Raw genomic sequence first — 26347 nt, 5'->3', positions numbered from 1 at the left:
CGATCGGGACACATCGCAGCGACGGCAACCTCAGCACCTGGCGGGCGCCGACCGCGGGGCGTCCCTCGAATCGCCGAATCCCTCCCCAGCACAGACCACCCGGGCCCAATGGGCCTTTGGTCTCTTTTGCTCTTGCGGGATTCGTGAAAGCGTTCACATTCACAAAGCCATCGATTATGCCGATCGGGTCACCCCCGCCGGCAGGAGGAGTTGGACGACCATGGACTGGCGCCACCGCGCTGTCTGCCGCGAAGAGGACCCGGAGCTGTTCTTCCCGATCGGGAACACCGGTCCTGCCCTGCTGCAGATCGAGGAAGCCAAGGCCGTGTGCCGCCGTTGTCCGGTCATGGAGCAGTGCCTGCAGTGGGCGCTCGAGACCGGCCAGGACGCCGGCGTCTGGGGCGGTATGAGCGAGGACGAGCGTCGTGCGATGAAGCGCCGTGCCGCCCGCAACCGCGCCCGCACCGCCTGATCACGCGCCGTAGCGCCAGCAGTCACCGCAGTACCGATCAATCCATGATCAAAGGCTTCCCTGCTCCTCCTGGTGAAGCCTTCCGCACAACGGACCTTGCCCAGCGGGGTCCTGCGACACCGGTCCGTCCAGCCACTTGATACTGTTCACTTAGAGCAATACTGTGGAGCTGTGGCGCTCACCGTGTGCAACGCACGGAAGCGGTGTCGCTCACCAAGAGCCCCCGTTCCGGCCGACTCCCCCCGACGGCCGGAACGGGTTGAGAGGCCCTGTCGACCCACCCCCCCCCGGTCGACAGGGCCTCGTTTCTGTTTCCGCCCATGAGTTCGCCCCCCGAGTCCGACCCGAGTCCGACCCGAGGGCCACCCCCGAACGGATCAGGCCCTCGCGGGCTCGCGGAGTGCGCACCCGGCGTATCCGCCGAGCGCGCGCCCCCGCCGCGCGCCTCAGCGCACCGGAATCTCCAGGATCACCTTGGTGCCGCCGTTCGGCCCGGCCACCATGTCGAAGGTGCCGCCCAGCTCGCCGGTGGCCAGGGTGCGCACGATCTGCAGGCCGAGGTTGCCCGCCGACTGCGGGTCGAACCCCTCGGGCATGCCGCGGCCGTCGTCCTGCACCGTGATCAGCAGGTACTCCTCCGGCCGCGCGCCGCCGTTCCAGCTTTCCGACCAGCCCGCCCCGGTGGCCGGCGCGCGCCCGCGCAGCGCGCTGACCTCCAGGTTCCCGGAGGCGGTCGGGCCGAAGGCGTGCTCCAGGGCGTTCTGCAGCAGTTCCGTCAGCACCATCGACAGCGGGGTGGCGACCTCGGCGGAGAGGATGCCGAAACTGCCGGTGCGGCGGGTCGCCACCCGGCCGTCCTGGGACAGCTCCATCACCATCGCCAGCACCCGGTCGGCGATCTCGTCGAAGGCCACCTGCTCGTCCAGCGCCTGGGAGAGCGTCTCGTGCACGATCGCGATCGAACCGACCCGGCGCACCGCCTCGTCCAGCGCGGCCCGGCCGGCCTCCGACTCCATCCGGCGGGACTGCAGCCGCAGCAGGGCCGCGACGGTCTGCAGGTTGTTCTTCACCCGGTGGTGGATCTCCCGGATGGTGGCGTCCTTGGTCATCAGTTCGCGGTCGCGGCGGCGCAGTTCGGTGACGTCACGGCAGAGCACCAGCGAACCGGTCAGCGTGCCCTTGGGCTTCAGCGGGATCGCCCGCAGGGTCACCACTCCCCCCTGCGCCTCCACCTCGGTCTGCCGCGGCGCCCAGCCGCTCGCCAGCTTCACGAGCGCCTCGTGTACGGCCGCGCGGGAGGGCGGGGCGAGGTCGGCGGTGGTGCGGCCGAGGTGGCTGCCGACCATGTCGGTGGTGAGGCCCAGGCGGTGGTAGGCGGAGAGGGCGTTGGGGCTGGCGTAGGTGACGATGCCGTCCGAGTCGACGCGGATCAGGCCGTCGCCGACCCGGGGGGCGGCGTCCATGTCGACCTGCTCGACGCCCGGAAACGGGAAGCTGCCGGCGGCGATCATCTGGGCCAGGTCGGAGGCGCTCTGCAGGTAGGTGAGCTCCAGCCGGCTGGGGGTGCGGACGGTGAGCAGGTTGGTGTTGCGGGCGATCACGCCGAGCACCTTGCCCTCGCGCCGCACCGGGATGGACTCGACCCGGACGGGCACCTCCTCGCGCCACTCCGGGTCGCCCTCGCGCACGATCCGCCCCTCGTCGAAGGCGGCGTCCAGCAGCGGCCGGCGGCCGCGCGGGACGAGGTGGCCGACCATGTCGTCCTGGTAGGACGTCGGGCCGGTGTTGGGCCGCATCTGGGCCACCGAGACGTAGCGGATGCCGTCCCAGGTGGGGATCCACAGCACCAGGTCGGCGAAGGAGAGGTCGGAGAGCAGCTGCCACTCCGAGACCAGGTTGTGGAGCCATTCCACATCGGCGCCGGTGAGGGTGGTGTGGCGGCGGACGAGTTCGTTCAGCGAGGGCACATGGCGAGGGTAGCGCCGCCGGTCCGTCAGGGGCGCGGCGGACCGCTCGGACCGGCGGCGGCCCGGATCGGGCACCCGGCCTGCGGCATCGCCGCCCACCCAAGTTGTCCAGACCAATTTGCCAAGTGGCCTGGACAACCAAGATTGGTCTAGTCCACAATGGAAGAGCACCAAGGAGAGGCCCACCGCGCAACGCCCTGACCGCGCGAGGCCGCTCCTCGGTCGGACGCCGGCGAGCGAGGGCCCCGCACAGCCCTCGGTCGTCCCCGGCGTCCGACGACAGCTCCGGGCTGCGGTGCCGCACGGGTGAGGGTCCCGTGCCGGCGCCGTGGCCCGTAGTGCTTTCCGGGCGCCTGTTCGAGCCATGTCCGCCGCTCAAGAAGCCGGGCCCCCGTCCACAGCCTGTGGACGGGGGCCCGGCTTTCGCGCGCCGGCGCGTCAGTGGGTCTCGGTGACCTTCGCCAGGGCGCGCGGGGCGTCCGGGTCCTGGCCGCGGGCGATGGTGACCTCGTAGGCCAGCAGCTGCAGCGGCAGGATCTCCAGGATCGGCTGGACCTCCTCGGGCACGCCGGCCGGCAGCGCGAAGCCCGCGGAGGCGGAGTCCACCTGCGCCTGCTGGCCGACGACCACCAGGTCCGCGCCACGGCCGCGCAGGCGGTCCAGCACCGGCTGCAGGGCCTCGCCGCCCTTGCCGTCCGGGACGACCGCGATGACCGGCGAGACGTTGTCCACCATGGCCAGCGGGCCGTGCAGCAGGTCGGCGCCGGAGAACGGGGAGGCCGGGATGTAGGTGGTCTCCATCAGCTTCAGCGCCGCCTCGCGGGCGGTCGGGTAGCCGTAGCCGCGCGAGGTGATGACCAGGCGCTGGGCGAAGCGGTACCGCTCGGCCAGGGCCCTCACCTCGGCCTGGCGGGCCAGGATGCCGGCGGCCAGTTCCGGCAACTGCCGGGCGGCCGAGCCGTCGCCGCCACGCAGGCCCTCGACCAGCAGGTAGAGCGCGAGCAGCTCGGCGGTGTAGGTCTTGGTGGCGGGCAGCGCCTTCTCCGGGCCGGCCAGCACGTCGATGTGGAACTCGGAGACCTCGGCCAGCGGCGAGGCGGCGTTGTTGGTGACGGCGAGGGTGATCGCACCGGCCTCGCGGGCGGCCTTGGTGGAGGCCACCAGGTCCGGCGAGCCGCCGGACTGGCTGACCGTGATCACCAGGACGTCGGTGAGGTCCGGCTTGGCACCGTACGCGGTGGTGGTGGACATCGAGGTCAGCCCGGCCGGCTTGCCGAGCAGGATCTCGACCAGGTACTTGGCGTACAGCGCCGCGTTGTCGGACGTGCCGCGCGCGGTGAGCAGCACGAACCGGGGGTTGCGGGCGGCGATCTCGGCCGCGATCTCGCGGATCTTCGGGGCGCCCTCGTCGAGGATGCGCTGGAGGACGGCCGGCTGCTCGGCCATCTCCGCCGCCATGATCCGGCCGGGGACGGAAACAGTCTGCGTGTCGGACATCTGGGTTGCCTCCGATGAGTGGTTCGACCCCGTCCGGGCAGAACTGCCCGACGGGGACCTCTACGGCGGCGAGTCCGCACACTCGCTGCGGGGGTGCCCTGCGGCAATCCTACGGGGGCCGCGGGCCGCCTGCGCGCACCGGGCAGGGGCCGCGCAGGCGGGTCAGGACGCGTTGTCGTCCTCTCGTCGGTTCAGCCGATCGCTCCCGGCTGCCCAGTGAGCACCTCCACGGCCGCCAGCCCGCAGACCCGGGCGGCGCCGTGGGTGGCGATGTGGAGCGCGCCGGCCGGCTCGGACTGGGGCAGCCCCATCTCCACCACGGCGGCGTCCGGCCGGGCCGCGACGAGGCGGCCCAGCACGGCGGACATCCACGCGTGCCGGTGCGCGTCCCGGACGACCAGCACCAGGCGGCGGCCCTCGGCGCCGGCCACCAGCTCGGCGACCAGCGCGTCCAGCCGCTCCGGGCCCGCCTCGGCCGGGCCGACCTCGCGGGTGCGGGTGCCGGGGAAGCGGTCCGCCAGCATGCCCGCCACACCCCACGGGGTGACGTCGCCGACGGCGATGTTCGGCTCGTCCGAGAACGAGGCCACGAACGGGCGTTCGCTCACCGGCAGGACCTCGCGGCCCGGCGCCCGGACCACCTTCAGCGCCCGGCGGGCCGCCCGCAGGCCGACCGCCAGGTCGGGCTCCGGGCGCTCGCCCCGGGCCGGGATCCGGCCCCAGCTGCCGAGCGCCCGTACCCGGTCCGCGGCGTCGGCCAGCCGCTCCTCGGCGAGCCTGCCGGCCCGCACGCCCACCACGATGGCGTCGCGCAGCATCAGCACGGTCTCCTCGTCGGCCAGGCCGCCGCCGACGCAGATCGCGTCCGCACCGGCGGCCAGGGCCAGCACCGTCCCCTCGCCCATGCCGAAGGTGTCGGCGATCGCGCCCATCTCGATCGCGTCGCTGACGATCAGGCCCTGGTAGCCGAGGCCGCCGTCGGCCGGGGCGGCGCGCAGCAGGTCGCGCAGCACGGCCGGGCTGAGCGTGGCGGGCAGCTTCGGGTCGAGCGCCGGGATCATGATGTGGGCCGTCATCACGGCCTTGGTGCCGGCCGCGATCGCCGCCTGGAACGGGACCAGGTCGCGGGCGCGCAGCACGTCCAGGTCGACGTCGATGACCGGCAGGCCGCGATGCGAGTCGACCGCGGTGTCGCCGTGGCCGGGGAAGTGCTTGGAGCAGGCGGCCACGCCGGCCGACTGGAGGCCCTCCACCCAGGCGGCGGTGTGCCGGGCGCACAGCTCGGGGTCGGCGCCGAAGGAGCGTACGCCGATCACCGGGTTGCGCGGGTTGGAGTTGACGTCCGCGGTGGGCGCCCAGTTGTAGTTCACGCCGGCCGCGGCCAGTGCCCGGCCCAGCTCGCGGGCGACGTCCCGGGTCAGCGCCGGGTCGTCGATCGCACCGAGCGCGAGGTTGCCGGGCCAGGACGAGCCGGAGCCCGCCTCCAGCCGGGTGACGTCGCCGCTCTCCTCGTCGATGGCGATCAGGAGGTCGGGGTTCTCGGCGCGCAGCGTCCCGGTGAGCGCGCAGAGCTGGTCGAGGTCGACCACGTTGCGGTCGAACAGTGCGACCGAGCCGAGCCCGGCGGCGAGGTGGCGGCGCAGCCACGGCGGCGGCTCGGTGCCGACGAAGCCGGGTTGCAGGACGGTCAGGGCGTCGCGGTGCAGCCGGTCGCTGTCCGGGGCGGCGGGGACGAGGATGCTCACGTTTCTCAGCCCTTCACGGCGCCGTCGGTCAGGCCGCCGACCGCCTTGCGCTGCAGGAAGACGAACAGGATCAGGATCGGCAGCGCGAACAGGGTGGACGCGGCCATGGTGGCGCCCCAGTCGGTGCCGGCGTTGGTCTGGAACGAGGAGAGCCAGAGCGGCAGGGTCTGCGCCGACTCCTTCTTGCTGAGGATGTTGACCAGCGGGAACTCGTTCCAGGCGGTGATGAAGCCGAACAGCGAGGTCGACATCAGCCCGGGCGCGAGCAGCGGGAAGATCACCTTCGCGAAGGCCTGGGTCCGGGTGCAGCCGTCCACCATGGCCGACTCCTCCAGCTCCTTCGGCACGGCGGCGATGAAGCCGCGCAGCGTCCAGATGGTGAAGGGCAGCACCATCATCAGGTAGAAGGCGGTCAGCGGCACCAGGCTGTTGAGCAGGTCGTTGTCGCGGACGATCAGGTAGGCCGCGATGATCATGACCTCCCACGGCGCCATCTGGGCCGCCATGACGACCAGGACGAAGCCCCTGCGGCCGCGGAACCTCATCCGCGCGACGGCGAACGCGGCCAGGGTGGCGATCACCAGCGAGCCGAGCACCGCACCGGCGGTGACGACCAGGCTGTTGGTGACGTACGTCCAGAAGTGCGGGACGTGGACGGCCCGGTCGAAGTGGGCCCACGTCCCGTCCAGCGGGAGGAACACCGGGTCGCGGCTGACGATGTCCTTGTCCCGCTTGAAGGACGTCGCGACCATCCAGTAGACGGGGAAGAGGAAGAAGACGAACAGGACCGCCGCGATCGCGTTCGGCCAGGTACGTCCGATGAGCGAGCGCCTCACAGCTCGTCCTCCTGCTTCAGGATGATGCGGAAGTAGTACGCCATCAGCGCGCCCAGCATCAGGATGGTGAGGACCGCGATCGCCGATCCGACGCCGAAGCGCTGGGCGCCGAAGCCCTCCAGGAAGGCGTGGACCGGCAGGGTCCGGGTGAGTCCGTCCGGCCCGCCCTTGTTGATCAGGTAGACCTGGGTGAACGCCTTGAACACCCAGATGACTTCGAGGAAGGTCGTGGCCAGGAAGAACGGCTTCATGATCGGGAAGATCACCGAGCCGAAGATCCTGAAGGAGCCGGCGCCGTCCATCCGGGCCGCCTCGTAGAGCTCCCTGGGGATCGTGGTCAGGCCCGCGTACACGTTGAAGGCCACGAACGGGATCGACTGCCAGACGATCAGCAGGATGATCACGAAGAAGGTCGAGTACTCGCCGCTGGTCCACGAGAAGTCGGCCATCGAGTGCCAACCGAGCTTGTCCAGGAACCAGTTGACGACACCGTAGTGCTGGTCGAACAGCCAGGTGTAGACCGTGGTCGCGGCGACCACCGGCATCGCCCAGGCCAGGAGGAGCGAGACGGACAGCGCCAGTCGCATCCAGCGGCCGAGCCGGTCGAGCAGCAGGCCGATCAGCGAGCCGAGCACCATGATCAGGGCGACGTTGACCGCGGTGAAGACCACCGTGCGGAGGGTGATCGTCCAGAACTCGGAGTCGGTGAGCTGCTCGGTGTAGTTGTCGAGGCCGTTCCACTCGGTCAGGTGCTGGATCAGCTGCCGCTTGTTGAGGTTCTGGAACGAGAGCAGAACGGTCTTTAGCAGCGGCCAGCCCAGCAGGGCGACGGTCGCCGCGACGGCCGGTAGCAGCAGCAGGTACGGCGTGAAACGGGACGCCAGGCTCGGCCCGCCCGCTGGTCTGCCGCTCTTCTCCGGGGTGCGCTGGGCACGGGGGGTGGCGACGTCGTCCGCCGGTGCCACCGCGGACTCCCCTGGCTCCGGGGACTGTGTCCGCATCCGTTCCGAATGCACAGCCATGGTTCTCTCTTCCTTACAGCCCGACCACGACGGAAGGCGTCGCCCACCGGCTCCCCGCCGGGAGCTGGTGAGCGACGCCGCTCAACTGCCTTACTGCGTCTGCTTCTGGTTGAGACGCTTCGCGATCTCGTCGTCCGCCTTCTTGGCCGCGGCGGCGTAGTCGCCGGTCAGCGCCGCGGTCAGGAAGTCCTTGATCGGGTTCGGCTCGTTCTCGACGTTGCTCCAGGTCGGAACGTTCGGCGTGATCGCGCCGTTGGCGGAGGCCGGCAGGGCGGCCTTGGCGAAGTCGCCGGTGACCTTGCCGTTCAGCGCGGGCTTGTTCGGGATGGAGCCGGAGGAGGCGACCACGCCCTCGTTCTTCTCGTTGAGGGCGATCTTCAGGAAGCCCTTGGCGAGTTCGGGGTTCTTGGTCTGCTGGGCGATCGCCAGGTTCGAGCCGCCGAGGAAGACGCTGGACGGCTTGTCGGCCGTCTTGCCGGGGAGCGGGAAGTAGCCGATCTTGTCGGCGGCCAGCTCCTCGGGCTTCGGCACCTCCCAGCCGAGGCCGATGATGGTGCCGATGTTGCCCTTGGCGAAGACGTCCTTCTGCTGCGGGGTGGCCTCGTCCTTGTCCTTCGGACCGGTGGTCGAGTAGCCCTGCAGCTTCTTGTAGGTCTCGAAGGCCTTCTGGGCCTCGGGGGACGACAGGCCGCCGGCCCACTTGTCGCCGTCCTTCTTCGCGAGCTTGCCGCCCTCACCGGTCAGCAGGCCGAAGTAGGTGTACCACTCCTGGCCGGGCAGGTAGAGCGGGTCGGTGACGCCCGGGACGGCCTTGACCTTGTCCAGGTCGGCGTAGAACTCGTCCAGGGTCTTCGGCGGGGCGGTGATGCCGGCCTTGGTCCAGATGTCCTTGTTGTAGGTCACCACGCGGTTGGTGAAGTACCACGGGGCGGCGTACTGCTTGCCGTCGAGGACGGAGGACTCGTTCAGGTTGGCGGCCCAGTCCGCGCCGCCCAGGTCGGCCCTGTCCTTGGTGATGTCGAGCAGACCGCCGGTGGCCGCGTAGCCGGCCGTCTGGGTGTTGCCGATCTCCAGGACGTCGACCGAACCCTCGGAGAGGGCGGTGGTGACCTTCTGGCCGATGCCGTTCCACTTCTGGGTCTGGATGTCGAGCTTGGCACCGGGGTAGGCGGCGGCGAAGTCCGCCTTGACGCCGTCCTCCCAGCCCTTGGGCGCGGAGCCGTCCATCAGCCACACGGTGAGGGTCTTGCCGTCGAACTTCCCGGCCGCCGAGGACGAGCCGCCCTTGGCGTCGTCGCCCTTGCCGTCCGAGCCGCAGGCCGCCAGACCGACGACCATTGCCGCGACGCCGACCGCCGCGATGAGCTGACGCTTCACGCCATCCTCCTGAGGGATGCCTGGGTTGCCCCCGTCGGGTGGCGGCGGCAGGCCCACGTGGAGCGGGGGGATCGGTGCCGCGGACCCCCTTCGAACGGGTGGGGGGATTCGTAGTGACCGGCCTAGTGGTGTAGACCAGATGCCTGGAGCTTGGCCTAGACCAATAGGCCTGTCAACGGCTGTCCGACCGATCGGAACCACCCGTTACCAAGCCGACACCGCACATCGTTCATCGCGTGATGAGGTGTTCGTTCCCCAGCCATACATGCAACGATGTGAGCCGTTAACGATGTGGCGGGGCCCGCGAAGGCCCCGCGAGAAGCGGGAGAACACGTCCGATGAGCACCGACGGGGGAACCACCGCCCAGGTCAACGACCCCGAGGTGAACAACCTCCCGACGCAGGCCGGCACCGACCCGACCGCGCGCGTCCCCAAGTACTACGGCCTCAAGCGCCACCTGCTCCAGCTCACCGAGACCCAGCCCGCCGGCACCCCGGTCCCGCCGGAGCGCGCCCTCGCCGCCCAGTTCGACACCTCGCGCACCACCGTCCGCCAGGCGCTCCAGGAACTGGTCGTCGAGGGCCGGCTGGAGCGCATCCAGGGCAAGGGCACCTTCGTCGCCAAGCCCAAGGTCGCCCAGGCCCTCCAGCTCACCTCCTACACCGAGGACATGCGGGCCCAGGGCCTCGAACCCACCTCGCGGCTGATCGAGATCGGTTACATCACCGCCGACGACCGGCTCGCCCCGCTGCTCGACATCAAGCCCGGCGGCCGCGTCCTGCGGATCGAGCGGCTGCGCCTGGCCAACGGCGACCCGATGGCCATCGAGGTCGCCCACCTCTCCGCCAAGCGCTTCCCCGCCCTGCGCCGCAACCTCGCCAAGCACAACTCGCTCTACGCGGCCCTGCGCGAGGTGTACGGCGTCACCGTGGCCGAAGCCGAGGAGACCATCGAGACCACGCTCGCCAACCCCCGCGAGGCCGGCCTGCTCGGCTCCGACCTCGGCCTCCCGATGCTCCAGCTCTCCCGGCACTCGTTCGACGCCGACGGGAACCCGGTCGAGTGGGTGCGCTCCATCTACCGCGGCGACCGCTACAAGTTCATCACCCGTCTCAAGCGGCCCGAGTAGGCCGCACTCCGCACACTGCTTCCGGGCACCCGCGCACGCGCGGTGCCCGTTCGCGTCGTGCGGGGCGCACGCGCGGGCGCGTGCGGCGTCCGGATGACGGGAAGTTCCGTCATTTCCGGTGACATGGATCACGCCATGGTCTAGATTGCGCAGCCGTACTGACTGCCGATCACCGATGGTGCTGCTCGGCGGGCTCGCGGGAGGTGTGCGGCTTCCCGGGGGCTGCGGCGCCGACGTGGACCCTCCGGAGCGGAGCCGCAATGTCGTATGAGCCCGACCTCACCGAACCTGTCATGCCCGAGCCACCGGGAGCGCCCGTCCCGGTCGTGACGCCCGAGCGGGTGCTGGCCGCGCTCGCCCTGCTCGTGCCGATCGTCGCGATGCTGTGGGTGCCCTCGTACGACAAGGCCGACCCGGCGGCGGGCGGGATGCCGTTCTTCTACTGGTACCAGCTGCTCTGGGTGCCGGTGTCGGCCGTCTTCACCGTCGCCGCCTACCTGTTGATCAACCGTGACGAGAAGGCGCGCGCAGCCGCCCGGAAGGCCGGTGGCGCGCGATGAGCAACGTCAACGTTCCGGCCCTCGCCGTGTTCGTGCTGTTCTTCGTCCTCGTCACCGCGATGGGCTTCCTCGCCTCGCGCTGGCGCCGGGCGGACAACGCCCTCCACCTGGACGAGTGGGGACTGGGCGGGCGCAGCTTCGGCACCTGGATCACCTGGTTCCTGCTCGGCGGCGACCTCTACACCGCCTACACCTTCGTCGCCGTTCCGGCGGCGGTGTACGCGACCGGCGCTGCGGGCTTCTTCGCCGTGCCCTACACGATCATCGCGTACCCGCTGGTGTTCCTCTTCCTGCCCCGGCTCTGGTCCGTCTCCCGGGTGCACGGCTACGTCACCCCGGCCGACTTCGTCCGCGGCCGGTACGGTTCCCGACCGCTCTCGCTGGTCGTCGCGCTGACCGGGATCCTCGCCACCATGCCGTACATCGCGCTCCAACTGGTCGGCATCCAGGCGGTGCTGGACGTGCTGGGCGTCGGCGGCGGCGCGAACGCCAACTGGTTCGTCAAGGACCTGCCGCTGTTCATCGCCTTCGGCGTGCTGGCGGCCTACACCTACTCCTCCGGGCTGCGCGCACCGGCGCTGATCGCCTTCGTCAAGGACACCCTGATCTACATCGTGATCATCGTCGCGGTGATCTACATCCCGATCCGGCTCGGCGGGTACGGGCACATCTTCGACGCGGCGGCGCACAAGTTCAGCGCGCCCAAGTCGGCCGGCTCGCTGACCGTCCCGGACAACAAGCAGTGGACGTTCGCGACGCTCGCGCTCGGCTCGGCGATGGCGCTGTTCATGTACCCGCACTCGGTGACCGGCGTGCTGGCCTCCAAGTCCCGCAACACCGTGCGCCGCAACATGGCGATCATGCCGGCGTACTCGCTGATGCTGGGCCTGCTGGCGCTGCTCGGCTTCATGGCGATCGCGGCCGACGTCAGCAAGGGCGACAAGGCGTTCAACGCCCAGCTGTCGGTGCCGCGGCTGTTCGCGGACATGTTCCCGGACTGGTTCACCGGGGTGGCCTTCGCGGCGATCGGGATCGGCGCGCTGGTGCCGGCCGCCATCATGTCGATCGCGGCGGCCAACCTGTTCACCCGCAACGTCTACAAGGAGTACCTGAAGCCGACCGCCACCGCGGCGGACGAGACCCGGGTCGCCAAGCTGGTGTCGCTGCTGGTGAAGGTCGGCGCGCTGGTCTTCGTGCTCGGCATGGACAAGCAGGCCGCGATCAACCTCCAGCTGCTGGGCGGCCTGTGGATCCTGCAGACCTTCGTGGCGATCGTCGGCGGCCTGTTCACCCGCTGGTTCCACCACTGGGCGCTGTTCGCCGGCTGGGCGGCCGGCATGACCTACGGCACCTGGAAGGCGTACGGCATCGCAAGCCCGGCCACCAAGCACTTCGGCGGCAACGCCGCCGAGATCCCCGGCATCGGCGAGACCGGCTACATCGGCCTGACCGCCTTCGTGCTCAACCTGCTGGTCGCGGTGGTGCTCACCCTGGTGCTGCGGGCGGTCAAGGCGCCCGACGGCCCGGACGAGACCAAGCCCGGCGACTACCGCGCCGAAGCCGGCGACGACGAGCTGGAGAACGCGCCGGAGCCCGTAGCGGCGCACTGATTGGCCATGCGCGCGCCCTGTGGTCGTGCCGTCTTCTCCGTGAACACTGGAGAAGGCGGCGCGATCATATGTATGAACGGCCGCGTACGCCGGGCACCACCAGACCGGACCGGACGACCGGCCGGCAACTGATCGACCCACGGGGAGCACGCGGCAATGGCAGAACTCGGCACCACCCTCAACGGACAACACCAGTCCGCCCTGACCCCGCTCACCGCGAACGGCCAGGCGGCGGCCACCCGGCTGCCCTCCGTGCTGATCGCCACCCGGCACGGCGAGTCCACCGCCAACGTCGAGTTCCAGCTGGCCGAGGCCGCCGGCGCGCTCAGCGTGCCGATCAGCTGCCGGGACGCCGACATCCCGCTGTCGCTGCACGGCCGGCAGCAGGCCCGGGCGCTCGGCCGCTGGTGGGCCGCGCTGCCCGGCGCCGACCGCCCGCGCAGCGTCTGGTGCTCGCCGTACGTGCGCACCGCCGAGACCGCCCGGATCGCGATCGCCCAGGCCGCCGGGCTCGGCGCCGTCCCGGTCACGCTCGCGGTGCGCCACGACGAGCGGCTGCGGGACCGGGAGCTGGGCATCCTGGAGATGCTGCCGAAGGCCGCCATCGAGACCAAGTACCCGGAGGAGGCGGCCCGCCGGCGCAAGATGGGCGAGCTGTACTATCGCCCGCCCGGCGGCGAGTCCTGGGCGGACGTCGCGCTGCGGGTGCGCAGCGTGCTGCGGGACGTGTGCGAGGAGGAGGCCGGGCGGCCCGTCCTGCTGGTCGCGCACGACTGCACGGTGCTGATGCTGCGGTACGCGCTGGACCGGCTCACCGAGGAGCGGCTGATCGAGCTGGGACCGGTGCACAACTGCTCGACGAGCCTCTGGCGCGCCCGGGACGGGCGGCTGCGGCCGGCCCACTGGAACGACACCGCCCACCTCGCGGACGAGAACTGACGTGAGTGGTGCGGGTGGAGCGGCGGTCGTCCAGGAAGCCCCCGAAACCCCCGGGCCATCCGGAACCCCTCACGGCTCCGGCACACTGGCCGCATGGACATCGTCATCCGCCGGGCCCACGAGGAGGACCTCGAGGACGCCGGCCGCGTCACCGTCGAGGCCTTCGTCGGCGACGGTCACACCGCGCCCGACAGCCGCTACGTCGAGCTCCTGCGCGACGCCGCCCGCCGGTCCCGGGAGGCCGAGCTCCTCGTCGCGGTCGACACGGCCGGGGGACGGGTCCTGGGCTGTGTGACCCTCGCCGTCGGCGGCACCGAGTGGGCCGACATCGCCACCCCGCGGGAGGGCGAGATCCGGATGCTCGCCACCGCCGCGGCCGCCCGCGGCCGGGGCGTCGGCGAGGCGCTGGTGCGCGCCGCGATGGACCGCAGCCGCGAACTCGGCCTGGCCGGGATGGCGTTCTCCACCCGCCCGGAGATGACCGCCGCCCACCGCGTCTACGAGCGGATCGGCTTCCGCCGCACTCCCGAGCGCGACTGGTCCCCTTACCCGGGCATGGATCTGATGGTGTACTCGCTCGCCTTCTGAAGCCCTGTGACTTGAAATGACCATCCGATCGGGACACTGCTAGGATCCGCCGCATGACGACGGGGAGTGCGCCGAGCGGCTGGTACGACGACCCTTCAGGGCAGCCCAACACACTGCGCTGGTGGGACGGTTCGATCTGGACCGACAAGATTCAGCCTAAGCCCGGGGGTGCGGCCGCGCCCGCGAGCACCTTCCCCGGCCAGGCCGCCCGGAACGCCGCCGCGCCGACGGCCGTCTCCCCGGCCGTCCCGGCTCCGCAGCCCGCGCCCACCGCGCCGGCCCCGCAGCCGGCCACGCCGACGATGGCATCCCTGCCGAACCCGTCCGCCGCGCCGGCCCCGCAGCCCGTGCCGACGCCCACCCCGGCACCGCAGCCGACGCCAACCCCGGCGCCGGCCGCCCCCAAGCCGGTCCCGACCTCGGTGGTCTTCGAGACCGTCGAGCCGAACCGCACCAAGCACCGGGTGCTCCTGGCCGTCGGCGCCGTCGCGCTGTCCCTCGTGATGGCCGGGGGCGGGTACGTCGTCGGCCACAAGACCGCCAAGCCCGGTTCGACGAAGGCCGACTCGACCGCGTCCCCGACGGCCGCCGGCGACCCCAAGAGCCCCAACGGTTTCATGGGCACCGCCCTGACCGGCGGCCAGCCGCTCTCCGGCGGGCGCCAGATCACCGGCCAGGACTCGAAGATGAACTTCATGCTGCCGCAGGACTGGCAGGTCCAGGTCGACGCCAAGGCGCCGAACGAGGTGCGGTACGCGGTCGGCCCGTACGCCTGCGTGGGCCACGGCAGCGGGGCCTGCACGCGCGGCATGGTCGTCCAGAACCTCCGGGTGTTCAACGGCGGCTGGTCCGACCCGAAGTCCCTGGTGCTCGGTATGGGCCAGCTGCTCTACAACGCCCGCTACGGCTCGGACTCGCCGACCCCGCCGGAGCCGGTGAAGCAGTCGGCCGTCAAGATCCAGGGCATGGACGGCTACCTCGCGCTGTGGCACGTCCCGATGTCCAGCTCCTCGTCGGCGCCGGACAGCTACTGCGGCATCCTCGAGGTCACCCCGGCGGCCGGAGCCACCACCGTGCCGGTGCTCCAGATCTGCCTCGACCAGGCGTCGGAGGCCCCGCCGCTGACGCTGATGGACCAGATCGCGAACTCCGTCAAGATCACTCCCTGACGTGGGTTCAGCTCCGCAGGCCCCGCCCTTTTCGGCGGGGCCTGCGGACGTCGTGGCGCCTGCGGACCCCGAACCCCGGCTGTGACCGTTCCACCGCTGCCCGTATGCTGACCGCTTGAACGACTATCAGACCATCCACCTGAGCGGCGCCGGCACGCCGCGACAGCCGTCGACCGACGGCCGGGTGACCAGCGCCGACGGGCGCTGACGGAGCAGGGAACCAGCGGCTTCGCAGCGACGAAGCGGTTGTATGGGGGCTTACCGGTGGACTCCACCAACGAACACGCGGCGAACCGGATCAACCGGGGACGGGGGCGCCACGGGCGCGTACTTCCCCGGGCCCGGCACGAACGGCGGCTCCTTCGCCGGGACCTGCGCAACACCGCGGCCCAGCGCGCGTACGTCGCCTGCGCCGAGACCACGGGCCCGCTGACGGCCGGCGAGGACGGCGCCGCCGTCCGCTACCGCTCGGTCTCCTCACGCGGCGTCAAGTTCGTCATGACCGTGCTGGTCGCCGCCAACGCGCTGGCCGGCCTCGCCTTCGTCGGCTGGCTGCTGCTCCCCGAGCACATCCCCGGATCGGGCGTGGGCTGGTCCCCGGACTGGCGGGTCAATCTGGCCCGGATCTGCTTCTGCGCCGTGGTGACGGTCGAGGTGATCCGGCTGGTCCAGAACCTCGCCGTCTGGGTGTTCGCCTTCCGCGCCAAGGACCCGGTGCCGGTCACCCCGCCGCCCGGCCTGAAGGTCGCCGTGCTGACCACGATCGTGCCCTCCAAGGAGCCGATCGAGATCGTCGAACGGACCCTCCGGGCCATGCTGCGGATCGAGTACGACGGCCAGATCGACGTCTGGATACTCGACGAGGGCGACGACGACCGGGTCAAGGAGATGGCCGCCCGGCTCGGCGTCCACCACTTCAGCCGCAAGGGCCGCCCCGAGTACAACCAGGCCGAGGGCGAGTTCCGGGCCAAGACCAAGTCCGGCAACCACAACTCCTGGCGCGCCGAGCACGAGCACGGCTACGACGTGGTGGCCCAGATGGACCCGGACCACGTGCCGCTGCCCTGCTTCCTGGAGCGCACCCTCGGCTACTTCCACGACCCCGACGTCGCGTTCGTGGTGGCTCCCCAGGTGTACGGCAACATGTACGACAACTGGGTCGCCCACGGCGCCTCCGTGCAGCAGTACCTGTTCTCCGGCCTGGTCGAGCGCGGCGGCAACGGCATGGACGCGCCGCTGCTGATCGGCACCAACCACCTGTACCGCCCCACCGCGTGGCAGCAGATCGGCGGCTACCAGGACTCGATCATCGAGGACCACCTGACCAGCATGCGGATCCAGGCCTCCGTCAACCCGGGGACCGGCCATCGCTGGAAGGGCGTCTACACCCCCGACGTCCTGGCCGTCGGCGAGGGGCCGACCTCCTGGACCGACTACTTCAACCAGCAGAAGCGCTGGGCGTACGGCATCTGGGAGATCCTGCTCAAGAGCCGGCTGCGCTCGGGCATCAAGCTGCGGCTGCGCCAGCGGGTGCTCTACGGCCTGGTCCAGTTCTACTACCCGAGCGTGGCGGTCAACACCGTCCTCGGCAGCCTCGCCACCTCCGTGTACCTGGCCCTCGGCGTCACCTCCATCCACCTCAACAGCACCCACTGGATGGTCCTGTGGGGCGCCAGCATGGGCAGCTGGTTCGTGCTGTGGCTGTGGCTGCGCCGGTTCAACCTGGCCGCACACGAGCGCCGCGAGATCGGCACGGCGGGCATGGGGCTGGCCCTGTTCGCCGGCCCGGTCTACGTCGCGGCCGCGGGCGCCGCGCTGCTGCGCCGCCCGCTCGCCTACGCCGTCACCGCCAAGGGCGACCTGCGCAGCGCCGAGTCGCTGTCGACGTTCCGGCTGCACCTGATGTGGGCGGCCGTCGCGGGCGGGCTGCTCGGGGCGAGCTTCACGCTGCACCACGACATCTGGATCCTGCGGTTCTGGGCCGGGGTCAGCCTGTTCACCGGTGTCGCACCCCTGGTGATCTCCTTCGTCAGCGGACGCCGTGAGGCCCACGTCCAGCAGGCCGCCGCGGCCAGGGCTGCCGAGTACGCCGAGGCGTACGAGGACACCGAGACGTCCGAGGACACCCAGACCGCCACGACCGCCGAGAGCGCCGAGACCGCTGAGGCCTCCGAGACCGCCGAGGCGCCCGAGTCCTCCGTCGCCGGGCACCTGCCGAGCCAGCGGACCAATCCGCAGCAGGCCGAGGAACCCGACGACGACGAGTTCGAGGAACTGCTGGAGCCCGCCCGGGCCGGCGGACGGCCGCAGCAGGGGGCCCGCTGATGCTGCGGATCACCATCCCCCGGATCGCCGCCCTGCTCGCCCTGGTCCTGATGGTCGGGTACACCTTCGTGCTCGCGCCCCGGCTCGCCCGATCCTCCGCCCGCGAGCCGTACACCTTCGCCGGCTCGGCCCCGACCGCGATGCCGAGCTGGCTGACCACAGCCCTGGCCGCGTCCCCGACCGCCACCCCCGCCCCGGCGACGCCGGGCCCGACGACGGCCCCGACGCCCGCCGGTCCGCCCCCGCCGCCGCAGTTCCCGCCGGCCGGCGGCGCGTTCACCGGCATCATGACCAAGACGGGCCCGTACGACCTCGGCCCGCTCGACGAGTTCACGGCCGCCGTGAAGCACCAGCCGAACGTGCTGGAGTTCTCGGTGGGCTGGTGGGACCGCAAGTTCGACCGCCGGGTCTTCGACACGGTGGCCGAGCGCGGCATCATGCCGATGGTCGCCTGGGAGCCGTGGGACTACCACAAGGAAGCGAAAGAGGACAAACTCCGCGGCGAGCAGCCCGAGTACGCCCTCTCCAACATCATCGACGGCAAGTTCGACGACTACATCAGGACCTGGGCCGAGGGCATCAAGGGCCTCGGCTACCCCGTCGCCCTGCGCTTCGCCCACGAGATGAACGGCTACTGGTACCCGTGGTGCGAGCAGGCCAACGGGAACAGGAAAGGCCAGTACATCCAGGCCTGGAAGCACGTCCACGACGTCTTCAAGCAGGCCGGCGCCACCCGGGTGGCCTGGGTGTGGAGCCCCAACGTCGACTACGAGAACGCCACCCCGCTGAACACGCTCTACCCCGGCGACGACTACGTCGACTGGGTCGGCCTGTCCGGCTACTACGGCACGACCGGCGTCGAGAAGTACAAGTCCTTCAACCAGATCTTCGAGCCGACCATCAAGGAACTGCGGGAGTTCACCCAGAAGCCCGTGGTGATCACCGAGACCGGGGCCACCGACACCTCGGGCCTGAAGGCGCAGTGGATCACCGAGATGTTCTCGCAGCTCCCCCAGCACCCCGACATCATCGGCGTGATCTGGTACGAGTCGCGCAAGGAGGTGGACTGGCGGGTGGCCGCCTCCGGCGCCGCCTCCGAGGCGTACGCCGCCGGGGTCTCCGCGCCCCGGTACGGCACGCCGTGGACCGTCCGCTCCGAGCCGGCCCTGGCCGCCGCCCCGCCGGCCCCCACGCCCGCGCCGGCGCCCGACCCCTCGGCCTCTCCCTCCTCCTCGGCCTCCCCGTCGGCCACGGCCACCACCAAGCCCCCCACCAGGAAGCCGACCGCCACGGCCACCCGGTCCAAGTCCGGCTCCCCCTCCGCCGGGTGAGCGCGCCGCCGACCCGGCCGACGGACCGGACGACCACACAGCAGCAGGGAGGCACGAGACCCATGACCGACCCCGCCGTGCCCGCGATCGGGCGCGTGAGCCGGCGCCCGTGGTGGCTGCTCGCGCCGACCGTCGTGATCGCGCTGGTCCTGTGCGCCCTGCTGCTCCCGCGGGACCACCAGGAGCCCGCCAGGGCCGTCCCCGCGGTCACCCCGCTGCCCGCCGCCACCACCGGCGAGATCTGCTCCACCGGGGAGAACCGCTACCCCTCCCAGGCCGTCGACTCCGGCCGCTACCTGATCAACCCCAACGAGTGGAACGCCACCGGCGGCCTGTGCATCAGCAGCACCGACGGCGGCACCGGCTTCCGGGTGACCCGCAGCGGCGTCAACCGCGCCAGCCTGACCGACCCGGACCGCGGCCCCGGCGCCTACCCGCACATCAGCACCCAGCTCCAGCCCGGCACCGGCCCGCTGCCCATCGCCGTGAACAACCTGCGGTACGCGACCAGCAGCTGGCACACCACCCAGGTCGACGGCGGCGTCTACAACGTCTCGTACGACCTCTGGTACAGCAGCGACCGGACCAGCTGCTCCTTCACGGAGAGCGCCGAGCTGATGATCTGGCTGCGCGGCAACGGCAAGACGCCGTTCGGCCAGCAGAACGGCGAACTGCGGGCCGGCGGCACCTCCTACCGCGTGTACGAGGCGCCGAAGAAGAGCAGCCACACCCTGATCACCTACGAGATGGCCACCAGCGCGACCTCCGTCACCGACCTGGACCTGCGGGCCTTCACCCGCGACGCGGTCCAGCGCGGCTATGTCCCGCCCGGTTCGTACCTGTGTGCCGTCCAGGCCGGGTTCGAGATCTGGGAGGGCGGCGCCGGGCTCAGCAGCGACGCGTTCTCGTTCCAGGCCGCCGCCGGCCAGCCCAGCGGCGCGATCACCTCGGCCCTGCCCGGACTCTGCCTGGACAGCCGGGTGGCGGGCGATCCCGCCGCGGTCGGCGCCGGCACCTGTGACGGCTCCCCCGCGCAGGCCTGGACGATGGCGGACGACGGCTCGATCGGCCAGAGCGGGCGCTGCATGGAGGACCCGGACCTCGGCTTCCCCGTCCTCACTACGTGCACCTCCCGCCCCGACCAGCGCTGGCGGGTGACCCCCACGGGCCAGCTCGCGAACCAGGACAGCGGGCGCTGCGTCGATACTCCCGGGGCCGCCTCGGGCGGGGCCGCGCAGGTGCGGATGCGCCCGTGCGATGGCCGCACGGGCCAGGAATGGCACCCCCCGGCCTGAGCAGCCTATCGCACAGGTGCTCGAACAACTGCGCCGCGTGACACTACATGTGGGGCTGCATCGGATTCACGGCACTAGATGTATGCTCATCCCTGCTGTCGACGCAGGGGAACCCGGTGGGAGTCCGGGACTGCCCCGCAGCGGTGTGCGGACGGCTCCACGAGCCGTGCCCGCGAGTCCGAGTACCTGCCGACGGTGTGCCACAGGCCCTCCCGCAGAGGCCGGCAGCACCAGCAGTACCTTCCGGGCCTCGCGGGCGGGCCGGGGATGCCACCGTCGCGCGGACGCCGCTTGCGCCCCGCGCCGTGCGCCCCTGCCCCGGACGGCCCGGTGCCCCGATCACCGCCGCCGATCGCCGCCAGGAGAGAGCGCCTTGACCACCGCTGCCTCAGCAACCCTGCCCGCCCAGGGCTCCGGCTCCGCCCCCGCCGACCCGACGGTCTCCGACCCCGGCGGCGCGCTCCTGCGGATGCTCACCGACCGCAGCGCCGATCTCCCCCAGGTGGACCCCGGCCACGTCGCCGCCGCCGCGCTGCGCGGGCGCCACGCCGGCTCGGACTTCGCCGAGCTGCGCGGGCTGGCCGTGGACGCCGCCGCGTCGATGATCGCCGAGGACCCGCAGTACTCGAAGCTCGCCGCCCGCCTGCTCGCCCTGGAGATCGTCGACGAGGCGAACAGCCAGGGCGCGGTCTCCTTCTCCGCCTCGGTCGCCGTCGGCCACGCCGAGGGCCTGATCGGCGACACCACCGCCGCCTTCGTCGCCAAGCACGCCGCCGCCCTCGACGCGCTGATCGACGCCAACGGCGACGACCGCTTCGAGTACTTCGGCCTGCGCACCGTGCAGTCCCGCTACCTGCTGCGCCACCCGATCACCCGCAAGGTCGTCGAGACCCCGCAGCACTTCCTGCTCCGCGTCGCCTGCGGCCTGGCGGTCGGCGACAGCGAGCAGTCGGTGCGCGAGGTGGCCGAGCTGTACGGCCTGATGAGCCGTCTGGAGTACCTGACCTCCTCGCCGACCCTGTTCAACTCCGGCACCCGGCACCCGCAGATGTCGAGCTGCTACCTGCTCGACTCGCCGCTGGACAACCTGGACTCGATCTACAACCGCTACGCGCAGATCGCCCGCCTCTCCAAGCACGCCGGCGGCATCGGCCTGTCCTACTCGCGCATCCGCTCCCGCGGCAGCCTGATCCGCGGCACCAACGGCAAGTCCAACGGCATCGTCCCGTTCCTGCGCACCCTCGACTCCTCGGTCGCCGCGGTCAACCAGGGCGGCCGCCGCAAGGGCGCGGCCTGCGTCTACCTGGAGACCTGGCACGCGGACATCGAGGAGTTCCTGGAGCTGCGCGACAACACCGGTGAGGAGGCGCGCCGCACCCACAACCTCAACCTGGCGCACTGGATCCCGGACGAGTTCATGCGCCGGGTCAACGCCAACGAGGACTGGTCGCTGTTCTCCCCGGCCGACGTGCCCGAGCTGGTCGACCTCTGGGGCGCCGACTTCGACGAGGCCTACCGCAAGGCCGAACTGGCCGGCAAGGCCGTCCGCACCATCCCGGCGCAGACCCTCTACGCCCGCATGATGCGCACCCTCGCGCAGACCGGCAACGGTTGGATGACCTTCAAGGACGCCTCCAACCGCGCCGCCAACCAGACCGCGCTGCCCGGCCGTACGGTGCACTCGTCCAACCTGTGCACCGAGATCCTGGAGGTCACAGACGACTCCGAGACCGCCGTCTGCAACCTGGGGTCGGTCAACCTCGGTGCGCACGTGGCTTCCGGCGCGTCCGCTGACGATCTTCTCGGCGCGATGGACTGGGAGCGGCTCGACGCCACCGTGCGCACCGCCGTCACCTTCCTCGACCGCGTGGTGGACATCAACTTCTACCCGACCCCCGAGGCCGGCGCCTCCAACTCCCGCTGGCGGCCGGTCGGCCTCGGCGTGATGGGCCTGCAGGACGTCTTCTTCAAGCTGCGGATCGACTTCGACTCCGCCGAGGCCGCGCGGCTGTCCACGCTCATCGCCGAGCGCATCATGCTCACCGCGTACGAGCGCTCCGCCGACCTGGCCGAGCAGCTGGGCCGCCACGAGGCCTACGGCGAGACCCGCGCCGCCCGCGGCGAGCTGCACATCGACCACTTCCCGACGGCCGCCCCGCAGTGGGCCGACCGCTGGAGCGCGCTGCGCGAGCGGATCGCCGTCACCGGCCTGCGCAACTCGCTGCTGCTGGCCATCGCCCCGACCGCCACCATCGCCTCGATCGCCGGCGTCTACGAGTGCATCGAGCCGCAGGTCTCCAACCTGTTCAAGCGCGAGACGCTGAGCGGTGAGTTCCTGCAGGTCAACCCGTACCTGGTGCGGGAGCTCAAGGAGCTCGGCGTCTGGGACCAGCAGACCCGGGACGCGCTGCGCGACTCCAACGGATCCGTGCAGGAGTTCAACTGGCTGCCGGCCGAGGTCCGTTCGCTCTACCGGACGGCTTGGGAGCTGCCCCAGCGCGCGCTGATCGACCTGGCCGCGGCCCGCATGCCGTACATCGACCAGAGCCAGTCGCTGAACCTGTTCATGGCCGCGCCGACCATCGGCAAGCTCAGCTCGATGTACGCGTACGCGTGGAAGGTCGGTCTCAAGACCACCTACTACCTGCGCTCGCGCCCGGCGACCCGCATCGCGCAGGCCGCGCCGGGTGCCGCTCGCGCCGCCGCGCCCGTGCCGGTGAACACCCCGACCCTCACCCCGGAGCAGGAAGCCGCCATCGCCTGCTCCCTGGAGAACCCCGAGTCCTGCGAGGCCTGCCAGTGAGCACCCCCGAAGACCGCAAGATGCTGCTCGACCCCGGCTTCGAGCTGACCCTGCGCCCGATGCGCTACCCGTCGTTCTACGACCGGTACCGGGACGCGATCAAGAACACCTGGACGGTCGAGGAGGTGGACCTGCACTCGGACGTCGCCGACCTGGCGAAGCTCAGCGAGGGCGAGCGCCACCTGATCGGCCGCCTGGTCGCCTTCTTCGCGACCGGTGACTCGATCGTCGCCAACAACGTGGTGCTGAGCCTCTACAAGCACATCAACTCCCCGGAGGCGCGGCTGTACCTGTCGCGCCAGCTGTTCGAGGAGGCCGTGCACGTCCAGTTCTACCTGACGCTGCTGGACACCTACCTGCCCGACCCGGAGGACCGCGCGGCCGCGTTCGCCGCCGTGGAGAACATTCCGTCGATCGCGCAGAAGGCCAAGTTCTGCTTCAAGTACATGAACGCGGTCGACCACATCGACTCGCTGCAGACGAAGGAGGACAGGCGGGCGTTCCTGCTCAACCTGATCTGCTTCGCCGCGTGCGTCGAGGGCCTGTTCTTCTACGGCGCGTTCGCGTACGTGTACTGGTTCCGGAGCCGGGGTCTGCTGCACGGACTGGCGACGGGCACCAACTGGGTGTTCCGCGACGAGTCCATGCACATGGACTTCGCCATGTCGGTGGTGGACACCGTCCGCGAGGAGGAGCCCGACCTCTTCGACGACGAGATGGCCAAGCAGGTCACGGAGATGCTGGAGGAGGCCGTCGAGGCCGAGCTCCAGTTCGCCCAGGACCTGTGCGGTGACGGTCTCGCCGGCATGAACACCGACTCGATGCGCCAGTACCTGGAGGCCGTTGCGGATCAGCGCCTGGCCCGTCTGGGGCTGCCGATCCGGTACGGGTCCACCAACCCGTTCGGCTTCATGGAGCTGCAGAACGTCCAGGAGCTGACCAACTTCTTCGAGCGCCGGGTGTCCGCGTACCAGGTCGCCGTCGAGGGCTCGGTCTCCTTCGACGACGACTTCTAAGCCCGAAGATCTGACAGAGGTGCCCCGCACGGCCACAGCCCGTGCGGGGCACCAATGTTGTTTCAGTCGGTCGGAAACTCCCCGCCCTTGACCCCGGCGAGGAACGAAGCCCAAGCATCAGCCGGGAAGAGCAGAGCCGGCCCGTCAGGGTTCTTCGAGTCCCGCACCGGAACAACACCGGTGTCGCCAACCGCGATCTCCACACAATTGCTCTGCGCGCCTGAGAACGATGACTTTCGCCAGATGAGGTCAGCAGCGGCCGCACCCTCCGGGATGCTACTCATCGCTGTGCTTTCCTTTCGCGATGCGCTCGATGAGCGCGATTGATTCCTTGCGAGGCAGAGACTCGGCCAGCGCTCGCCGGAACAGGTTGGAGTACTTGAAGACCTCTCCCGGCTCCTCGATGTAGAGCGTGCTGAGGAGGCCGTCCACGTACACGACGTCCGTCTCAGTGCTCTCTGGGAAGCTCAGGATGACAAGTGGACCGAACAGTGCGGCATGGACATCCGAGTTCTCCGGCAGCACCTGGATGTTGATGTTGGGCCGATCTGCCATCGCGACCAGGTAGTCGAGTTGCTCGCGCATCACCGCCCGCCCGCCGATCTGGTGCTTCAGCACGGACTCCGACAGCACAACCCATAGCCGAAGCGGAGATTGGCGCTTCAACACCGACCGCCGCTCTAGCCGAACCTTCGTCAGTCGCTCCACCTGTTCAACGCTGGCATCCTCTATCTGCGCCCGCACGACAGCCCGGGTGTAGTCCTCCGTCTGAAGGAGGCCCGGAATCAGGAAGGTCTCCACGCTGTAGGCATCGGAGGCATCCGCCTCCAGCGAGATGTAGTCGGCATACAGCGGCGACAGGGTGTCGGAGTATCTGTCCCACCAACCACGCAGGCGCCCATCCCGAGACAGGTCCTCCAACTGGCTTCGCGTCGCTTGGTCGGTCACGCCGTAGAGGTCGAGCAACAGCCGGAGATCCACGATCCTGATACCGGACTGTGCGGCCTCGATCCGGCTGATCTTGCTCTCGGCGCAGGCCAGCTGCCTTGCCGATTGAGCGATCGTCATCCCCGCAGCAACCCGCATCTCCTTGAGCGTTCGAGCGAGCCGCCGCTGTCGGACCGTCGGATTCCTGTTCACGGGCACGCGTTGACCTCCCAGCGATATGTGCGGTGCCAGTCTGCCGCTCTCCGCCCGTGACAACAATCTTTGATCACTTCCAAAGTAGGGACTTGCACTATGGAAGTCACCAGGAGCATGCTACGTGGCGTAGTCCGCTACACGACACAGAGTGATCATGGCGGGCTCTTCACCGGGCATTCCCATGCCTTCTTCAGCCGCTCTCACCCAGACCAACCAGAGGTGGCCCCGCCATGCCTGAAACCGTCTCCCCCACCCCCACCGAGCAGACCTGCTGGCTGCCCCGGCACCACAAGTCCCCCCGAGCCGCCCGCCAGGAGCTCCGCTCCTTCCTCCTCCCGCTCCCCGTCGGCGAACACCTGCTCCCCACCGGCGAGTTGCTGCTCAGCGAGCTCGTCACCAACGCCGTCCAGCACGCCCGCACCCCGCGCGACTGCCTGATCTTCATCCGTTTCCACCTCATCCCGGACGCCACCCTCCGCATCGAGGTGCACGACGCCGACAGCGAGAAGCCCAGCCTGCGTGCCGCCTCCGGGTCCGACGAGACCGGCCGAGGCCTGCTCCTCGTCCGGGAGTTGGCCACCCAGTGGGGCTGCTGCCCGCGCGCCGGCGGCATCGGCAAGTTCGTCTGGTGCCACATCTCCCCCGAGGTGGCCGCCGCGTGAGCGCCGTCCGAGCCGGGATCGCGGGCATCATGCTGTCCGCCGGGCCGGGCGGAGACTGAACCGCTTTCCCGTCTTGGAAAGATCACATCCTTGACCCTCCGCCTGGCGGGTCGGGAGCATTGACCAAGGCAGGAACCACTGGCAACTGGAGGCATATGATGCTGCGTTGGCTGGCCGGGGACGGGTCCTGCAAGAACGGGAACTGCCCCACACTGTGGGGCTCCGAGAACGGGGACTACGTGGTCCAGGGATACGTGATCACCGATCCTCACCATCTGGCGGAGCTGAACCTGCCCGACGGTGAGTCTGCGGTCGTGATCCCCGCTGCGGTCCTGGAGGGATACTTCCGTGCTCAAGGGTGAAGACTTCGGCCGTCTCTTCGAGACGTTCGAGCGAACGGCCTTCCGACTCGAAACGCTGGCCGTGTACGACGTTGACGAGGAACGTGAAGAGTTCGCGGACTTCCTCGCAGGCAAAGGGTTGCCGCCCGACTGCTGCGACAACCCGTGGGTTCGCGCCATGACGGGTCTGGGCAAGCAGGTGGCCCGTGTGCACGTCCTCCGGTCTCCCCTGTCGGACTATCTCCGGTACGAGTTGGCGGCATACCCCGGCAACGTCAAGGCCGGCGAGTCGATCGGCATCATCGACACAGCTCGACAGGAGGTGGCCGGACTGCCCGACCACGACTTCTGGCTGTTCGACGATGCCCGGGTCTACCGGATGCACTACACCGACTCAGGACAGTTCATCGGCGCCGAGCTGCTGCCGGACGACCGTCTGAACGAATACCAGCAGTATCGGGATATCGCTCTGGCGCACGCCGTGTCCTTCGCGGAGTACACGGCGGCTTGAGCGGGGAG

The 26347-nt window shown here is 70.4% G+C and carries 22 protein-coding genes and 1 riboswitch; of the genes, 14 read left to right on the top strand and 8 right to left on the bottom strand.

Features of this window, described 5'->3' with window-relative positions; all coding sequences use genetic code 11:
* Positions 1 to 220 precede the first annotated feature (220 nt).
* Positions 221 to 472 (top strand): WhiB family transcriptional regulator, encoded by a 252-nt coding sequence (locus F7Q99_RS17280; protein WP_014138019.1) that lies wholly within the window; start codon positions 221 to 223, stop codon positions 470 to 472.
* A gap of 446 nt (positions 473 to 918) precedes the next feature.
* Here the strand turns inward: F7Q99_RS17280 and F7Q99_RS17275 are convergent, their stop codons facing one another.
* The 6 genes from F7Q99_RS17275 to F7Q99_RS17250 form a co-directional block, all read right to left on the bottom strand.
* Complete coding sequence (locus F7Q99_RS17275; protein WP_326846772.1) at positions 919 to 2439, bottom strand: sensor histidine kinase; 1521 nt, start codon at positions 2437 to 2439, stop codon at positions 919 to 921.
* Between the two features lie 438 nt (positions 2440 to 2877).
* Positions 2878 to 3936 (bottom strand): SIS domain-containing protein, encoded by a 1059-nt coding sequence (locus F7Q99_RS17270; RefSeq protein ID WP_153462547.1) that lies wholly within the window; start codon positions 3934 to 3936, stop codon positions 2878 to 2880.
* Between the two features lie 191 nt (positions 3937 to 4127).
* Positions 4128 to 5681, bottom strand: a complete 1554-nt coding sequence (locus F7Q99_RS17265; RefSeq protein WP_326846771.1) for a glycoside hydrolase family 3 protein — start codon at positions 5679 to 5681, stop codon at positions 4128 to 4130.
* A gap of 5 nt (positions 5682 to 5686) precedes the next feature.
* On the bottom strand, positions 5687 to 6517 hold the full coding sequence (locus tag F7Q99_RS17260; protein ID WP_326846770.1) for a carbohydrate ABC transporter permease: 831 nt from the start codon (positions 6515 to 6517) through the stop codon (positions 5687 to 5689).
* Positions 6514 to 7518: a carbohydrate ABC transporter permease gene (locus F7Q99_RS17255; RefSeq protein WP_153466296.1), complete on the bottom strand. Its 1005-nt coding sequence runs from the start codon at positions 7516 to 7518 to the stop codon at positions 6514 to 6516. Before F7Q99_RS17255 ends, F7Q99_RS17260 begins: the two co-directional genes overlap by 4 nt.
* Positions 7519 to 7629: 111 nt before the next feature.
* Entirely contained in the window at positions 7630 to 8916 is a 1287-nt protein-coding gene (locus tag F7Q99_RS17250) for an extracellular solute-binding protein (protein WP_326846769.1), read from the bottom strand.
* Between the two features lie 338 nt (positions 8917 to 9254).
* Here F7Q99_RS17250 and F7Q99_RS17245 point away from each other — a divergent pair, with 338 nt between their 5' ends.
* The 11 genes from F7Q99_RS17245 (at position 9255) to F7Q99_RS17195 (ending at position 23682) form a co-directional block, all read left to right on the top strand.
* On the top strand, positions 9255 to 10046 hold the full coding sequence (locus tag F7Q99_RS17245; RefSeq protein ID WP_153462545.1) for a GntR family transcriptional regulator: 792 nt from the start codon (positions 9255 to 9257) through the stop codon (positions 10044 to 10046).
* A 260-nt stretch (positions 10047 to 10306) separates the two neighbouring features.
* On the top strand, positions 10307 to 10606 hold the full coding sequence (locus F7Q99_RS17240) for a DUF3311 domain-containing protein (protein ID WP_326846768.1): 300 nt from the start codon (positions 10307 to 10309) through the stop codon (positions 10604 to 10606).
* Entirely contained in the window at positions 10603 to 12216 is a 1614-nt protein-coding gene (gene mctP, locus F7Q99_RS17235) for a monocarboxylate uptake permease MctP (RefSeq protein ID WP_153462543.1), read from the top strand. The genes F7Q99_RS17240 and mctP overlap by 4 nt, the downstream gene beginning before the upstream one ends.
* Positions 12217 to 12372: 156 nt before the next feature.
* Entirely contained in the window at positions 12373 to 13155 is a 783-nt protein-coding gene (locus F7Q99_RS17230; protein ID WP_153462541.1) for a histidine phosphatase family protein, read from the top strand.
* 93 nt (positions 13156 to 13248) lie between these two features.
* Positions 13249 to 13743, top strand: a complete 495-nt coding sequence (locus F7Q99_RS17225; RefSeq protein WP_153462539.1) for a GNAT family N-acetyltransferase — start codon at positions 13249 to 13251, stop codon at positions 13741 to 13743.
* 53 nt (positions 13744 to 13796) lie between these two features.
* Positions 13797 to 14912, top strand: a complete 1116-nt coding sequence (locus tag F7Q99_RS17220) for a DUF2510 domain-containing protein (protein ID WP_153462537.1) — start codon at positions 13797 to 13799, stop codon at positions 14910 to 14912.
* Positions 14913 to 15176: 264 nt separating this feature from the next.
* Positions 15177 to 17237, top strand: a complete 2061-nt coding sequence (locus F7Q99_RS17215) for a glycosyltransferase family 2 protein (protein WP_326846767.1) — start codon at positions 15177 to 15179, stop codon at positions 17235 to 17237.
* Positions 17237 to 18568: a glycoside hydrolase family 26 protein gene (locus F7Q99_RS17210; RefSeq protein ID WP_153462535.1), complete on the top strand. Its 1332-nt coding sequence runs from the start codon at positions 17237 to 17239 to the stop codon at positions 18566 to 18568. Before F7Q99_RS17215 ends, F7Q99_RS17210 begins: the two co-directional genes overlap by 1 nt.
* Before the next feature lie 62 nt (positions 18569 to 18630).
* A complete protein-coding gene (locus F7Q99_RS17205; protein WP_153462533.1) occupies positions 18631 to 19863 on the top strand; it encodes a ricin-type beta-trefoil lectin domain protein in 1233 nt (410 codons plus the stop codon).
* Between the two features lie 78 nt (positions 19864 to 19941).
* Positions 19942 to 20071: riboswitch (cobalamin riboswitch) on the top strand.
* A 261-nt stretch (positions 20072 to 20332) separates the two neighbouring features.
* Positions 20333 to 22666: a ribonucleoside-diphosphate reductase subunit alpha gene (locus F7Q99_RS17200; protein WP_230210705.1), complete on the top strand. Its 2334-nt coding sequence runs from the start codon at positions 20333 to 20335 to the stop codon at positions 22664 to 22666.
* Between the two features lie 20 nt (positions 22667 to 22686).
* Positions 22687 to 23682 (top strand): ribonucleotide-diphosphate reductase subunit beta, encoded by a 996-nt coding sequence (locus tag F7Q99_RS17195; protein ID WP_153466293.1) that lies wholly within the window; start codon positions 22687 to 22689, stop codon positions 23680 to 23682.
* Positions 23683 to 23744: 62 nt separating this feature from the next.
* Here the strand turns inward: F7Q99_RS17195 and F7Q99_RS17190 are convergent, their stop codons facing one another.
* Together F7Q99_RS17190 and F7Q99_RS17185 are read right to left on the bottom strand one after the other, a co-directional pair.
* A complete protein-coding gene (locus F7Q99_RS17190; protein ID WP_153462531.1) occupies positions 23745 to 23966 on the bottom strand; it encodes a DUF397 domain-containing protein in 222 nt (73 codons plus the stop codon).
* Positions 23959 to 24828: a helix-turn-helix domain-containing protein gene (locus F7Q99_RS17185; protein WP_153462529.1), complete on the bottom strand. Its 870-nt coding sequence runs from the start codon at positions 24826 to 24828 to the stop codon at positions 23959 to 23961. Before F7Q99_RS17185 ends, F7Q99_RS17190 begins: the two co-directional genes overlap by 8 nt.
* A 227-nt stretch (positions 24829 to 25055) precedes the next feature.
* On the opposite strand from F7Q99_RS17185, the gene F7Q99_RS17180 reads away from it, so the two are divergent.
* Both F7Q99_RS17180 and F7Q99_RS17175 read left to right on the top strand, forming a co-directional pair.
* Positions 25056 to 25487, top strand: coding sequence for an ATP-binding protein (locus tag F7Q99_RS17180; RefSeq protein WP_153462527.1), 432 nt, complete (start codon positions 25056 to 25058; stop codon positions 25485 to 25487).
* A gap of 348 nt (positions 25488 to 25835) precedes the next feature.
* Positions 25836 to 26339: a DUF6879 family protein gene (locus F7Q99_RS17175; RefSeq protein ID WP_326846766.1), complete on the top strand. Its 504-nt coding sequence runs from the start codon at positions 25836 to 25838 to the stop codon at positions 26337 to 26339.
* Positions 26340 to 26347 lie beyond the last annotated feature (8 nt).

Source organism: Streptomyces kaniharaensis (genome assembly GCF_009569385.1).
Taxonomy (GTDB): Bacteria; Actinomycetota; Actinomycetes; order Streptomycetales; family Streptomycetaceae; genus Kitasatospora; species Kitasatospora kaniharaensis.
Note: the sequence above shows the minus strand (reverse complement) of the source record. Positions and strands in the feature narration are given on the sequence as shown.